This is a genomic window from Streptomyces sp. NPDC053513 (genome assembly GCF_044544765.1).
GTDB classification, from domain to species: domain Bacteria; phylum Actinomycetota; class Actinomycetes; order Streptomycetales; family Streptomycetaceae; genus Streptomyces; species Streptomyces litmocidini.
On the sequence record NZ_JBITXP010000011.1, the window covers coordinates 89,306 to 103,242 of the forward strand.

Consider the following 13,937-nt stretch of genomic DNA (forward strand, 5'->3'; position numbering starts at 1 on the left):
GTCCGGGGCGCCTCAATTCTCTGTCGAAATGTTATGAACCCGGGGACGGCCGTGTCGAAGGACACAGACCGCCCCTGGCAGCGGCATATGACAACTGCCCTGACCGGCCCCTCTACTTGAGGCGGGCCATGAGCGCGTGCTCCACCAGGGTGATGAGGGCGCTCTTGGCGTCGGCGCGGTGGCGGGCGTCGGTGGTGATGATGGGGGTGTCGGGGCCGATCTGGAGGGCCTCGCGGACTTCTTCGGGCTGGTAGGGCTGGTTGCCGTCGAAGCCGTTGAGGGCGATGACGAACGGCAGGCCGCTGTTCTCGAAGTAGTCGACGGCGGGGAAGCAGTCGGCGAGGCGGCGGGTGTCGACCAGGACGACGGCGCCGATGGCGCCGCGGACGAGGTCGTCCCACATGAACCAGAAGCGATCCTGACCCGGGGTACCGAAGAGGTAGAGGATCAGGTCCTGGTCCAGCGTGATGCGGCCGAAGTCCATGGCGACAGTCGTCGTCGTCTTGCCACCGGTGTGCGTGAGGTCGTCGATGCCCGCGGAAGCGGACGTCATGACGGCCTCGGTACGCAGCGGGTTGATCTCCGAGACGGCGCCGACGAACGTGGTCTTGCCCACGCCGAAGCCACCCGCCACCACGATCTTCGCGCTGGTGGTCGATCTGGCCGCGCCGCTAGAGCTTGCGAAGTCCACTGAGCACCCTTTCGAGCAGTGTCACGTCCGGCGTGCCGCCGGTCTCTCCGTTGCCCGGCTGGTGGATCGCCACCATGCCGGCCTCCGCCAGGTCGGCCACGAGGATCCGGGCGACACCGAGCGGCATCGACAGGAGGGCCGACACCTCGGCCACCGACTTGACCTCGCGGCAGAGGTGGCAGATCCGCTGGTGCTCCGGAAGGAGCGTGGCCAGGTGTGCCGGGTCGGCCGTGGTGCTGACCAGCGCCTCGATGGCGAGCTGGTAGCGCGGCCGGGTCCGGCCGCCGGTCATCGCGTACGGACGCACCAGCGGCTGGTCGCCCTCGTGTCCGTACTCGTCGACTGAGGCGCCGTACGGATCGTGAGAGGCGGGGGGCGGGGTCATGAATCCTCCGGGCGTGACAGCAAGACTTCTGCCGTCTGATGGGGCCGGTGGGGGGCCGGGTGGGGCGGCCGGACGGTGAACGGTGCCCAGAACGGTACGGAGGGGCGTACCGCCCTGTCGATCGGTCGTAGCGGACGAGGGGGGAGTCCGCGTCGTGCGTGACCTAGTGGAGCAGGCTGCCCTGGAGCTCCGCACGGAGATCCGGGGTGAGGACGCTGCCGGCCCGGTCGACCAGCAGCGCCATCTCGTAGCCCACGAGGCCGATGTCGCACTCGGGGTGAGCGAGCACGGCCAGCGAGGAGCCGTCGGAGACGGACATCAGGAAGAGGAAGCCGCGCTCCATCTCCACCACGGTCTGTGCCACGGGACCGCCCTCGAAGATCCGGGACGCGCCCGCGGTCAGCGAGGTCAGTCCGGACGCGACCGCCGCCAGCTGGTCGGCGCGGTCGCGGGGGAATCCTTCGGACATGGCCAGCAGGAGTCCGTCGGCGGAGACCACCACCGTGTGGGACACCCCGGGGGTGTTGTCCACGAAGTTGGTGATCAACCAGTTCAGATTCTGCGCCGCCTGGCTCATCGCGTTCAACTAACGCTCCTGCTGATGGTTCGGACCGAGGTGGTGGCTACCCGTGGTCGAGTTGCCGGCCTGACGGCCCTGCTGAATGCCGCGGCGGAGGTTGGTGAGCCGGCCGCGGACGTCGTCGGGTGCACGCGAGACCTGGGGGCCGGCCGTGTGGGCCTGCTCCTGTGCGGTCCCGGGTACGAGGTTGGCCTTCGGCACACGGCGCGGAAGACCGGAGGTGGTGACGCCGCCGGCCGCGGGCTTGCGCACCCGCTCCGCCTGGCGCACCAGCTCGTCGTTGGGCGAGGTCCGCCAGGCGGCCCCGCCGTTCTGCCGGCCACCGTCGCCGGCCGGGTCACCGGCCGGACGGGGCGCCGGAGCGGACGGCTGCGACACGACCGGGGTCTGCATCGTCCGCGCCGGATCCGCCTGCTGGGCCTGCTGCTGGGCGTACCAGTTGCCTTCCAGCGGGTCGTCCAGCGGGACGCGGCCCTGGCCCGAGCCACCGGCCGGCGGCAGCGCCTCCGGGCGGCGCGGCTGCTGGAGCTGCGGCTGCTGCGGCTGCAGACCGGCCGGCTCGGCCGGACGCGGGGCACCGAAGTCGTCCCCGCCCCGCTGGCGCGGCGCCGGGGGCTGGGCCTGCTGCTGGGCCTGCGGCACGAAGGGCTGCCGACCGAACTGCTGCTGCTGACCGCCCTGGTAGGCCTGGGGCTGCTGCTGCTGCTGCGGCTGCTGCTGCGGGGCGCCGAAGTCCGGCCGCGGGAACTGGCCGGTGGAGCCGGGGCCCTGCGGAGCACCGAAGTCGGGGCGCGGGAACTGCGCCGTCGACGCCGGGTCCTGCGCACCGCCCTGGTAGGCCTGCGGGGCCTGCTGCTGCGGCTGCGGGGCCTGCTGCGGGGCGCCGAAGTCCGGGCGCGGGAACTGGCCCGTGGAACCGGGGCCCTGCGGGGCCGCCGGGGACCCGAACAGGCCCGCCGACTCCGGCTCCTCGTGACCGCGCGGGGCGTCCAGCGGGGACATCTCCTGCTGCGGGCGCCGGACCGGCTGCTGCTGCGGGTCGTTGCCCCAGCTCGCGGCCTGCGGACGCTGCTGCTGGGCCTGCGGGTTGCCGCCGGGCAGTTCGGCGCGCGGGGCGTCGTACCCGCCCTGCTGCTGCGGCTGCTGCGGTGCCTGCGGGCCGGACTGGTTGCCCCACACGTCCGTACGCGAGGGGATGGCGCTCGCGGCGCCGCCGATCATGCCGCCCCCGCCGGGGCCCGGACGCAGCGCGTCGGGCGACTGGGGGGCCGGCGGGACCTGCGGCAGGCGGCCGGTCTGCTCCAGCTGGGCGTTCTGCGGCTGCGGGGTGCGGGGCTGCGGGCCGCCGGCGAGCGGGGCGCCGTCACGGGCGGGCAGCGCGGCCCGGGGGCCGCTCGCACCGACCTGACCGCGCGCGGCACCGGCACCGGCGCCGAGGCGGCCGGCCGTCGAGGACGGGGCACCGCCCTGGCCCGGACGTCCGCCGGGGCCGCCGGCCGCGCCGGGGCCGCCGGGGAGACGGCCGCCGGGGGCCGAGGAGCCCTGGCCCTGCGGCATCGCGCCCTGGCCGCCCGCGCCCGGCTTGGGCATGGGCTTCTTGCCGCCCTGGGCGACGTCGACGGGGAGCATGACGAGCGCGGTGGTGCCGCCCGAGTCGGACGGGCGCAGCTGGATCCGGATGCCGTGTCGCAGGGACAGGCGGCCGACCACGAACAGACCCATGCGGCGGGAGACGGAGACGTCCACGGTGGGCGGCGAGGCGAGCCGCTCGTTGATCGCGGCGAGGTCCTCGGGGGAGAGGCCGATGCCGGTGTCGTGGATCTCGACGAGCACGCGGCCGTCGGGCAGGGCGTGACCGGTGACCCGGACCTTGGTCTGCGGGGAGGAGAACGAGGTGGCGTTCTCCAGCAGCTCGGCGAGGAGGTGCACGAGGTCGTTGACGACCCGGCCGGCGACCTCGGTCGCCGGGACCGCGGCCAGTTCGATGCGCTCGTACTGCTCCACCTCGGAGGCGGCGGCACGGAGGACGTCGACCAGCGGGACCGGACGGGTCCAGCGGCGGCCCGGCTCCTCACCGGCGAGGACGAGGAGGTTCTCGCCGTTCCGGCGCATACGGGTCGCGAGGTGGTCGAGCTTGAACAGCGAGGAGAGCTGGTCCGGGTCGGCCTCGCGGGACTCCAGCTCGGAGATGAGCGAGAGCTGACGCTGGATGAGGCCCTGGGAACGGCGCGAGAGGTTGGTGAACATCGCGTTGACGTTGCCCCGGAGGAGGGCCTGCTCGGCGGCGAGGCGGACCGCCTCGCGGTGCACGTCGTCGAAGGCCGCGGCCACCTGGCCGATCTCGTCGCGCGAGTGCACACCGACGGACTCGACGGAGGTGTCGACGTCCTGCGGGTCGGACTCGGAGAGCTGCTTGACGAGCTCGGGCAGGCGGTCCTGGGCGACCTTGGTCGCGGTGTCCTGCAGTCGGCGCAGCGAGCGGATCATGGAGCGGGCCACGACGAAGGCGCCGATGAGCGAGACGCCGAGGACGAGGAGGATCAGGGCACCGTTGATGATGGCGTCGCGCTGCGACTCCTGCTTCAGCTCACGGGCCATCGTCTCCATGTCGCCGAGGAGACCCGCCTCGATGCGGTTCATGGCCGTGATCTTGGTGCTGTACTCGTCGGTGAAGTTCAGGTAGCCGCGGCGCGGGCCGTTCGGCATCGTGTCGTCCGCGTTCAGCACGCGCTCGGCGTACTTGTTGGCGGCGTTGATCGACGGGTCGCCGCTGTTCAGCGAGTCGATCCGCTCGGCGGCGTCGCCGCCGGTCGACTCGTAGATCGCCTGGAAGGACTTGAGCTCGACGGCCTCACTGTTGAGGGCGGCCTCGCCGTAGAGGCGGTCACCCTGCTGGAGCCTGCCGGAGGCCCGGTCGCTGGAGGGGAGCGCGGCCGCGATGATCGCCTGCTGGATGGAGGCGTACTCCTTGGCGGACGAGAACGCGGCGAGCGCGCGGGTCCGCTTGATCATCTCGGGGTTGCTGGTCGCCTGCGCCATGTCCTGGGACAGGCTGAGGAGCGAGCGGATGAGGCGGCTGTACGCCTCGACCGTCACCGAGTGGGAGACGCCCTTCTCGTAGGCGGCGTTCCGGATCGAGTGGAGTTCGGTGACCTGCGAGGCGATCTGGCTGACGTTCTGGCGGATGCTGCGCAGCGCCTCGTCGCCCTCGGTGGCCGGGATGTCCTCGGTGGCCTCCAGGAAGGCCTTGTACTCGCGGTCCGTCTTCCGGCGCGGGTTGGCGACCTGGTAGTCGCTGGCCGGGCGGCCGTTGGCCAGCGGGCCGGCGGACAGGTCACGCTCGGCCTGCAGGGCCTGGGCGAGGCCCGTGGCCTCTCGGGTCAGCTTGGTGAGCAGCTGCATGTGGTCGAGCTGCTCCATGTCCTGGAGCGAGTCGCTGATGCGGATGCCGCCCAGGGTGGTCGCCGCGACCACGGGGAGGGTGAGGAGCGCGACGAGGCGCGTGGAGATGCGCCAGTTGCGCAGGGCTATTCGGGGGCCGACCTCGTTCTCGGCACGGGCCTTGGGGGCGGCGTCGGACGGCTCGGCGGACGTGGCCGCGGCGCTCGCGCGCCTGCCGCCCTCACCGCCGTCGCCGGACGGTCCCTGACCCTGGTTCGGGGTGTGCGGGGCCGAGGGACCGCGGTCGGTCCCGGCACGCGGTTCCTGCTCCGCCGGAGCATCCGCTCGGCCCTGGCGGGCCTGGGGAGACCCCGAGCCATCCCTCTTGAAACGTCCCTGCACTAGCGTCGCAACCTCTGGACCAGGCGTCCTTCCGGGTGAACGGAGAGGACGGTGTCGGCGTCGATCGGGGTGCGTGGCGCACCCCAGGTGGTCGTCGGTGACCGGCGCAGTTCCCCCTTCCCCGCCACTAGGCCGGCGCTGCGTTGCGCCCCCTGCGCGCCGGCTTGAAACCCGCGGCGGTGCGTGGAATTCCAGCACAGTGCCGGATCTGCAACAAGGGCCGCGTGTCGCGACCGGAGGGGCATGACAGCGCGTGCACGGGACGTCACCCCATGTGGAAGATGATCACGGAGGATTCGGACTTTTCAGCCCCAATGGCCGGGCATCCCCGTGTGTCCCAGTCGACATGATCAGGAGCGGAATGGCTCATTCAATGGCGGAATGTCCCTTTCCGTGACGGCCGAGTGCGGTCCGTAATGCCCGGAATGTAATGCGATTGGTGAGCAAACTCACACCCAAATCGATGTCTCAGCCATGCATTCGAAGGGAATCGCATGTTTAGCCTGACGCTTTACACCCCTTCGCGCCCGTACGGGCGCCTCTCCCGGAACAAGGTCTGATCACCCCGATGAAGACGACGACGCTCCGCACCACGGCCAACCCCCGCCGTTCCACCCTCGTCCACCTCTCGGACGCCGCAGAGCTCGGCCGAGGCGCCCAGCCGGAGTACGCGGTCGAGCTGCCCGGCAACACGGCCAACCCGCGCCGCACCATCCTGATGCAGGCCCCGGCTCCCCACGAGCCCCAGCCGTACGCCTCCGCGACGCGCTAGCGCCCCGGGGACGCCAGGGCCCGTCCCCCCGGGACCGGGCCCGCCCCGGCTCTCCGCATCGGGCCCGCCCCGGCTCCCACCCCGGCCCGCCCCCGGCCCTCCGCATCGGCACCGGTGATATCGCCGTTCGGCCGCTCCCTCGCCGCGTTAGCCTGGAGCGTCAGACTCCAGCCAGTACCAAGTGAGGGGCGACAGCACTCGTGCGCATCGCCAGATTCTCCATCGACGGCAATGTGGCCTTCGGCGCGGTCGAGGGCGAGGGAACCGTCGAGTCCGGCGGCCTCGTCCTCGACATCATCAAGGGCATCCCGTACACCGACTTCGAGCTCAGCGGCACCAAGGTCCCGCTGAGCAAGGTACGGCTCCTGCCGCCCGTGCTCCCCAACAAGGTCGTGGCCATCGGCCGCAACTACGCCGAGCACGCCGCCGAACTCGGCAACGAGGTCCCCGACGTCCCCGTCGCCTTCTTCAAGCCCACCACCTCGGTGATCGGCCCCGGCGACGCCATCGAGTACCCCTCCTTCTCCAGCGAGCTGCACCACGAGGCCGAACTGGCCGTGGTGATCGGCCGCATGTGCCGTGAGGTGCCCCGGGAGCGCGTCAAGGACGTGATCTTCGGCTACACCTGCGCCAACGACGTGACCGCCCGCGACGTCCAGAAGCGCGAGGCCCAGTGGGCCCGAGCCAAGGGCTTCGACACGAGTTGTCCGCTGGGCCCCTGGGTGGAGACCGACCTCGACCCGAACGACCTGACCATCCAGGCCACGGTCAACGGCGAACAACGCCAGCTGGGTCGGACGAGCGACATGATCCGCTCCATCGAGGACCTGGTCGTCCACATCACCGAGGCCATGACGCTGCTCCCCGGAGACGTCATCCTCACCGGCACCCCCGCCGGGGTCGGCCCCCTCAACGTCGGCGACGAGGTCGCCGTCACCATCGAAGGCATCGGCACTCTCACCAATAAGGTGATCAAGCGTGGCTAACGCGATCCGCGTCCGTTTCTGTCCCTCGCCGACCGGCAACCCCCACGTGGGTCTGGTCCGCACCGCCCTCTTCAACTGGGCCTTCGCCCGGCACAACCAGGGCACCATGGTCTTCCGCATCGAGGACACCGACGCTGCGCGCGACTCCGAGGAGTCGTACAACCAGCTCCTCGACTCGCTGAAGTGGCTCGGCCTCGACTGGGACGAGGGCCCGGAGGTGGGCGGCCCCCACGCCCCGTACCGCCAGTCGCAGCGGATGGACATCTACAAGGACGTCGCCGACAAGCTGGTCGCCGGCGGTTACGCGTACCCCTGCTACTGCACCACCGAGGAGCTCGACGAGCGCCGCGAGGCCGCCCGTGCCGCCGGCCGCCCCTCCGGCTACGACGGCCACTGCCGCGACCTCACCGCCGAGCAGAAGGCCGCGTACGAGGCCGAGGGCCGCGCGTCGATCGTCCGCTTCCGGATGCCCGACGAGCCGATCACCTTCACCGACCTGGTCCGCGGCGAGCTCACCTTCACCCCGGAGAACGTGCCGGACTACGGCATCCTCCGGGCCAACGGCGCCCCGCTCTACACCCTCGTCAACCCGGTCGACGACGCCCTGATGGAGATCACCCACGTCCTGCGCGGCGAGGACCTGCTCTCCTCCACCCCGCGCCAGGTCGCGCTCTACAAGGCGCTGATCGAGCTGGGCATCGCCAAGGAGATCCCCTCCTTCGGCCACCTGCCGTACGTGATGGGCGAGGGCAACAAGAAGCTCTCCAAGCGCGACCCGCAGGCCTCCCTCAACCTCTACCGGGAGCGCGGCTTCCTCCCCGAGGGCCTGCTGAACTACCTGTCGCTCCTCGGCTGGTCCTTCTCGGCCGACCAGGACATCTTCACCATCCCCGAGATGGTGGCGAAGTTCGACATCGCCGACGTCAACGCCAACCCGGCCCGCTTCGACCTCAAGAAGGCCGAGTCCATCAACGCGGACCACATCCGCATGCTGGACGTGAAGGCGTTCACCGAGGCGTGCGAGCCCTGGCTCCAGGCCCCGCACGCCCCCTGGGCCCCCGAGGACTTCGACCGCACGGCCTGGGAGCGGATCGCCCCGCACGCCCAGACCCGCCTGACCGTGCTCTCCGAGATCACGGCCAACGTCGACTTCCTCTTCCTGCCCGAGCCGGCCTTCGACCAGCCCTCGTGGGACAAGGCCATGAAGGGCGAGCCCGCGGCCCTGCTCACCACCGCCCGCGAGAAGCTCGACGCGGCCGACTGGAGCGACCCCGAGTCCCTCAAGAACGCCGTCCTGGCCGCCGGCGAGGCCCACGGCCTCAAGCTCGGCAAGGCGCAGGCCCCGGTCCGCGTCGCCGTCACCGGCCGCACGGTCGGCCTGCCGCTCTTCGAGTCCCTGGAGATCCTGGGCAAGGAGAAGACCCTGGCCCGCATCGACGCGGCCCTGGCGAAGCTCGCGGCCTGACCCTTCGCGGTCCCTCTCGGGGGCGGCGCCCGGATCTCCTCCGGGTGCCGCCCCCGAGGCGTTGTCGCACCCCCTGGATACGGTCGTCCCGATCCGCCTTCCCCTCCGAGAGGCCCACCGTCGTGCCGATGACCGCCCCCGACTACACCCGGATGTTCACCCCGGGCACCGCCTTCTCGTACGAGAACGGCACCACCGGGACCCTGGCTCCGGTGGAGGTCGGCGAGCTGGCCCTGCCCACCGGCCGGATCGTCGCCTGCGACCCCTTCGTGAACCTCGGCACCGGGGACGTCCAGCCGTTCACCGTCGAGGTGGCCCCCGGCCGCTATCCGGTCCAGGCGGCCGTGGCGACCCTGCTCCGGCCCGGGGCGGAGCCCGGCCCGCGTCCGCACACCCGTGTCGCCGCCGTTCGCCTTCTGGTCCGCGCGGAGCCCGCCACCTCCTGGGAGCTCGCCCTCCTCCCCGGCCAGGACCCCGCCGAGCTCGGTGAGGACGAGTTCTTCGGGTACGACGTCGACGCCGGCACCGGCTGCTTCTACGACGCCTCGGCCGACTCCGCCTTCCCGGGCACCGAGGACGAGGAGGGCCCGGTCTGGGCGGCCATGGAGGCCGTCGGCGACGGGCCCGCCGTGTTCCTCGCCGAAGGCGAGGACGGACACGGCCTGGCCGGTTTCACCTCCGGCTGGGGTGACGGCTCCTACCCGACCTGGATCGGCCGGGACGCCGCCGGCGAGGTCGTGTGCTTCGTCACCGACTTCTTCGTCGCGCCCGTGGGGCCCGATCCCTCCGCCTGACGGCCCGCGGGCGGTACCGTCGTCCCCATGACCATCCGCGCGGTGCTCTGGGACGTCGACGACACGATCTTCGACTACGCGAGCGCGGACCGGGCCGGGATGCGGGCGCACCTCGCCGCCGAGGGGCTGCTGGAGGCCTGGGGCTCGGCGGAGGAGGCCCTGCGGCGCTGGAAGGAGCTCACGGAGCTGCACTGGCGCCGGTACGAGGCCGAGGGCGGGGACTTCCGGGAGCAGCGGCGCGGCCGGGTGCGGGACTTCCTCGGACGGCCGGCGCTCACCGCCGCCGAGGCCGACGGCTGGTTCGACCGGTACGTGGTCCACTACGAGGCCGCCTGGGAGCTCTTCCCCGACACCGTGCCCGTCCTCGACCTGCTGGCCCGGGACTACCGCCACGGAGTGCTGTCCAACTCCAGCATCCTCAACCAGGACCACAAGCTCCGCGCGCTGGGCGTACGGGACCGGTTCGAGGCCGTGGTGTGCGCCGCCGAGCTGGGGGTGGCCAAGCCGGCCCCGGAGGCCTTCCACGCCGCCTGCGCCGCCCTCGACCTGCGCCCCCACCAGGTGGCGTACGTCGGGGACCAGCCCGACATCGACGCCCGGGGCGCCGTGGAGGCGGGCCTCCGGGGGATCTGGCTGGACCGCGCGGGGACCGGCGGGAGGCCCGAGCTGACCCGGATCACGGACCTCCGCCAGCTGCCCGGGCTGCTGCGTGCGGATACGCGTTTTGGAGCACCGTCCACCTTCGGGTAATGTTCTTTCTGCGCCGAGGGGAACGGGCCGAAAGGCCGGAAAGCCCCGGAAGCGCAAGCCGAGCGGGATCCCTTCTCGAAGTGATCAAGTTCCGGTGGCCTATGGTGTAATTGGCAGCACGACTGATTCTGGTTCAGTTAGTCTTGGTTCGAGTCCAGGTAGGCCAGCTCGCAGAGCTCATCTGCACCTGTGGATGGCATCCACAAGCCCCCGTTGTGTAGCGGCCTAGCACGCCGCCCTCTCAAGGCGGTAGCGCCGGTTCGAATCCGGTCGGGGGTACAGATCCTTCCCGCGGGATCACCTGGGTAGCTCCCGGTGAACCCGATGCAGGATCGCTAGGGCCCCCGTTGTGTAGCGGCCTAGCACGCCGCCCTCTCAAGGCGGTAGCGCCGGTTCGAATCCGGTCGGGGGTACCAACTGGTCTAAACCACCAGTGGCCTATGGTGTAATTGGCAGCACGACTGATTCTGGTTCAGTTAGTCTTGGTTCGAGTCCAGGTAGGCCAGCGCAGTGAATCCAGGCGATCCGTCGCCCGGACGCAAGATCTTGCCCCCGTTGTGTAGCGGCCTAGCACGCCGCCCTCTCAAGGCGGTAGCGCCGGTTCGAATCCGGTCGGGGGTACAAGACGAAGAAGCCCTTCCCTTCGGGGGAGGGCTTCTTCGCTGTTCGGTACCGCGCACACAACTCCGGCCCACCGCTGCGGCGTTGGAGCGGTGGGCCGGTACGAACAGGAGGGACGGAGGGACTCAGCCGTTGCGGCGGAGCGCCTCGGAGAGGCGGGCGGCGGCGTCGATGACCGCCTGGGCGTGCATACGGCCCGGGTGGCGCGTCAGGCGCTCGATGGGACCCGAGACCGAGACGGCGGCCACCACGCGGTTCGAGGGGCCGCGCACGGGCGCGGAGACGGACGCCACGCCCGGCTCCCGCTCGCCGATCGACTGGGCCCAGCCGCGGCGCCGTACGCCCGACAGGGCCGTCGCCGTGAAGCGGGCGCCCTGGAGGCCGCGGTGCAGCCGCTCGGGCTCCTCCCAGGCCATCAGGATCTGCGCGGACGAGCCGGCCTTCATGGTCAGCGTCGAGCCGACCGGGACGGTGTCCCGCAGGCCCGAGAGCCGCTCGGCCGCCGCCACGCAGATGCGCATGTCGCCCTGGCGCCGGTAGAGCTGGGCGCTCTCGCCGGTGACGTCGCGCAGATGCGTCAGGACGGGGCCCGCGGTCGCGAGCAGGCGGTCCTCGCCGGCCGCGGCGGCGAGCTCCGCCAGGCGCGGTCCGAGGATGAACCGGCCCTGCATGTCGCGCGCCACCATCCGGTGGTGTTCCAGTGCCACGGCGAGGCGATGTGCCGTGGGTCGTGCGAGTCCCGTCGCCGCGACCAGTCCTGCGAGGGTGGCCGGACCGGACTCCAGGGCGCTCAGGACAAGGGCTGCCTTGTCGAGAACGCCTACGCCGCTAGAGTTGTCCATGCAACGATATTCGCGTCTCACTCTGTGAAACGCAAGTTCAATTTTTCTCGGAACCTGTGACTCTGGTGATGCGGCCGCACAACGGCCCGCGAAACGGGTCTCTAGTTGTGCCGGCGTAGACGTCGGCCGGAGGGAAAGCGATGGGTAGGACACTCGCGGAGAAGGTCTGGGACGACCACGTCGTCCGGCGCGCCGAGGGCGAGCCCGACCTCCTCTTCATCGATCTGCACCTGCTGCACGAGGTGACCAGCCCCCAGGCCTTCGACGGTCTCCGGCAGAACGGCCGGCAGGTACGGCGCCTCGACCTCACCATCGCCACCGAGGACCACAACACCCCGACCCTCGACATCGACAAGCCGATCGCCGACCCGGTCTCCCGCGCCCAGCTGGAGACCCTCCGCAAGAACTGTGCCGAATTCGGCGTCCGGCTGCACCCGCTCGGCGACGTCGAGCAGGGCGTCGTCCACGTCGTGGGCCCCCAGCTGGGCCTGACCCAGCCCGGCACCACCGTGGTCTGCGGCGACTCGCACACCTCCACGCACGGCGCCTTCGGCGCGCTGGCCTTCGGCATCGGCACCAGCCAGGTGGAGCACGTGCTCGCCACCCAGACGCTGCCGATGGCCCGCCCCAAGACCATGGCGATCACGGTCGACGGCGAGCTGCCCGAGGACGTCACCGCCAAGGACCTGATCCTGGCGATCATCGCGAAGATCGGCACCGGCGGCGGCCAGGGCTACGTCCTGGAGTACCGCGGCTCCGCCATCGAGAAGCTCTCGATGGAGGCCCGGATGACCATCTGCAACATGTCGATCGAGGCCGGTGCCCGCGCGGGCATGATCGCCCCCGACGAGACCACCTTCGCCTATCTGAAGGGCCGCGCCCACGCCCCCGAGGGCGAGGACTGGGACGCCGCCGTCGCGTACTGGAAGACCCTGAAGTCCGACGAGGACGCGGTCTTCGACGCCGAGGTCGTCATCGACGCGGCCGCGCTGGCGCCGTTCGTCACCTGGGGCACCAACCCCGGCCAGGGCGCGCCGCTTTCGGCGAACGTCCCCGACCCGGCTTCGTACGAAGACGCTTCGGAGCGTCTCGCTGCCGAAAAGGCCCTGGAGTACATGGGGTTGACCGCCGGACAGCCGCTGCGCGACATCAAGGTCGACACCGTCTTCGTAGGCTCCTGCACCAACGGCCGCATCGAGGACCTGCGCAACGCGGCCTCCCTCCTGGAGGGCCGCAAGGTCGCCGACGGCGTCCGCATGCTGGTCGTCCCCGGCTCGGTCCGGGTCGCCCTGCAGGCCGTAGAGGAGGGCCTGGACAAGGTCTTCAAGGAGGCCGGCGCCGAATGGCGGCACGCGGGCTGCTCGATGTGCCTGGGCATGAACCCCGACCAACTGGCCCCCGGTGAGCGCTCCGCGTCCACCTCCAACCGCAACTTCGAGGGCCGGCAGGGCAAGGGCGGCCGCACCCACCTGGTCTCCCCCCAGGTCGCCGCCGCCACCGCCGTCCTGGGCCACCTGGCCTCCCCGGCCGATCTGTCCGACGTCGTCACCACCGCGGGGGTCTGAGGAACCATGGAAGCTTTCACCACGCACACCGGCCGGGCCGTCCCGCTGCGCCGCAGCAACGTCGACACCGACCAGATCATCCCGGCGCACTGGCTGAAGAAGGTCACCCGCGACGGCTTCGAGGACGGTCTCTTCGAGGCCTGGCGCAAGGACTCCGAGTTCGTCCTCAACCGCCCCGAGCGGCAGGGCGCCACGGTCCTGGTCGCCGGCCCCGACTTCGGCACCGGCTCCTCCCGCGAGCACGCCGTCTGGGCGCTGCAGAACTACGGCTTCAAGACCGTGATCTCCAGCCGCTTCGCCGACATCTTCCGCGGCAACTCGCTGAAGAACGGCCTGCTCACCGTCGTCCTCCCGCAGGAGACGGTGGACGCCCTCTGGGAGCTGACCGAGGCCGACCCGACCGTCGAGGTCACCGTCGACCTGGAGGCCCGCAAGGTCCTCGCCCCCGGGATCGACGCCGACTTCGAGCTCGACGAGAACGCCCGCTGGCGACTGCTGAACGGCCTCGACGACATCAGCCTCACCCTTCAGAACGAAGCGGACATCGCCGCCTACGAGGCTGCCCGACCGGCCTTCAAACCCCGTACAATTACGGTCTGAGCAGCGCTTTTCCAAGACTGCGCCCCCCACCGCCCGGTGGGGGGCGCAGTCGCTTGTTGAGACCCTGTCGGGCGACAACTCGCCCTAGATGGCACAATCGGTG

Annotated in this window: 12 protein-coding genes and 5 tRNA genes; 12 read left to right on the forward strand and 5 right to left on the reverse strand. The window is 71.2% G+C overall.

What is annotated here, in order from left to right; translation table 11 throughout:
• Window positions 1–112: 112 nt before the first annotated feature.
• The 4 genes from ACIGW4_RS20745 to ACIGW4_RS20760 all read right to left on the reverse strand — a co-directional run bounded on the left by ACIGW4_RS20745 (window position 113) and on the right by ACIGW4_RS20760 (window position 5,439).
• Window positions 113–691: an ATP/GTP-binding protein gene (locus ACIGW4_RS20745; protein ID WP_123455565.1), complete on the reverse strand. Its 579-nt coding sequence runs from the start codon at window positions 689–691 to the stop codon at window positions 113–115.
• Window positions 672–1,076, reverse strand: coding sequence for a DUF742 domain-containing protein (locus ACIGW4_RS20750; RefSeq protein WP_017235980.1), 405 nt, complete (start codon window positions 1,074–1,076; stop codon window positions 672–674). Before ACIGW4_RS20750 ends, ACIGW4_RS20745 begins: the two co-directional genes overlap by 20 nt.
• A 163-nt stretch (window positions 1,077–1,239) precedes the next feature.
• Window positions 1,240–1,653 (reverse strand): roadblock/LC7 domain-containing protein, encoded by a 414-nt coding sequence (locus ACIGW4_RS20755; RefSeq protein ID WP_030496942.1) that lies wholly within the window; start codon window positions 1,651–1,653, stop codon window positions 1,240–1,242.
• 9 nt (window positions 1,654–1,662) lie between these two features.
• Entirely contained in the window at window positions 1,663–5,439 is a 3,777-nt protein-coding gene (locus ACIGW4_RS20760; protein WP_399582174.1) for a nitrate- and nitrite sensing domain-containing protein, read from the reverse strand.
• A 568-nt stretch (window positions 5,440–6,007) separates the two neighbouring features.
• Here ACIGW4_RS20760 and ACIGW4_RS20765 point away from each other — a divergent pair.
• The 10 genes from ACIGW4_RS20765 to ACIGW4_RS20810 all read left to right on the forward strand — a co-directional run bounded on the left by ACIGW4_RS20765 (window position 6,008) and on the right by ACIGW4_RS20810 (window position 10,827).
• Window positions 6,008–6,211: a hypothetical protein gene (locus tag ACIGW4_RS20765; protein ID WP_123455567.1), complete on the forward strand. Its 204-nt coding sequence runs from the start codon at window positions 6,008–6,010 to the stop codon at window positions 6,209–6,211.
• A 200-nt stretch (window positions 6,212–6,411) separates the two neighbouring features.
• A complete protein-coding gene (locus ACIGW4_RS20770) occupies window positions 6,412–7,197 on the forward strand; it encodes a fumarylacetoacetate hydrolase family protein (protein WP_123455568.1) in 786 nt (261 codons plus the stop codon).
• Window positions 7,190–8,662, forward strand: coding sequence for a glutamate--tRNA ligase (gene gltX, locus ACIGW4_RS20775; protein WP_123455569.1), 1,473 nt, complete (start codon window positions 7,190–7,192; stop codon window positions 8,660–8,662). Before ACIGW4_RS20770 ends, gltX begins: the two co-directional genes overlap by 8 nt.
• Before the next feature lie 122 nt (window positions 8,663–8,784).
• Complete coding sequence (locus tag ACIGW4_RS20780) at window positions 8,785–9,456, forward strand: DUF4241 domain-containing protein (RefSeq protein WP_399582179.1); 672 nt, start codon at window positions 8,785–8,787, stop codon at window positions 9,454–9,456.
• Between the two features lie 27 nt (window positions 9,457–9,483).
• The gene (locus ACIGW4_RS20785) at window positions 9,484–10,206 is read left to right on the forward strand and encodes an HAD family hydrolase (protein WP_123455571.1); all 723 of its coding nucleotides are present in this window, start codon (window positions 9,484–9,486) and stop codon (window positions 10,204–10,206) included.
• Between the two features lie 95 nt (window positions 10,207–10,301).
• Window positions 10,302–10,373 (forward strand) — tRNA-Gln (locus tag ACIGW4_RS20790).
• 39 nt (window positions 10,374–10,412) lie between these two features.
• A tRNA-Glu gene (locus tag ACIGW4_RS20795) sits at window positions 10,413–10,485 on the forward strand.
• 61 nt (window positions 10,486–10,546) lie between these two features.
• Window positions 10,547–10,622: transfer RNA gene (locus ACIGW4_RS20800), tRNA-Glu, on the forward strand.
• An 18-nt stretch (window positions 10,623–10,640) separates the two neighbouring features.
• Window positions 10,641–10,712 (forward strand) — tRNA-Gln (locus ACIGW4_RS20805).
• A 42-nt stretch (window positions 10,713–10,754) separates the two neighbouring features.
• Window positions 10,755–10,827, forward strand: a tRNA-Glu gene (locus ACIGW4_RS20810).
• 125 nt (window positions 10,828–10,952) lie between these two features.
• Here ACIGW4_RS20810 and ndgR read toward each other — a convergent pair.
• Entirely contained in the window at window positions 10,953–11,669 is a 717-nt protein-coding gene (gene ndgR / locus ACIGW4_RS20815) for an IclR family transcriptional regulator NdgR (RefSeq protein ID WP_005311436.1), read from the reverse strand.
• A 140-nt stretch (window positions 11,670–11,809) separates the two neighbouring features.
• Between ndgR and leuC the strand changes: the two genes are divergently transcribed.
• Entirely contained in the window at window positions 11,810–13,234 is a 1,425-nt protein-coding gene (gene leuC / locus ACIGW4_RS20820) for a 3-isopropylmalate dehydratase large subunit (protein WP_399582182.1), read from the forward strand.
• 6 nt (window positions 13,235–13,240) lie between these two features.
• Entirely contained in the window at window positions 13,241–13,834 is a 594-nt protein-coding gene (leuD, locus tag ACIGW4_RS20825; protein ID WP_123455573.1) for a 3-isopropylmalate dehydratase small subunit, read from the forward strand.
• Window positions 13,835–13,937: the final 103 nt, after the last annotated feature.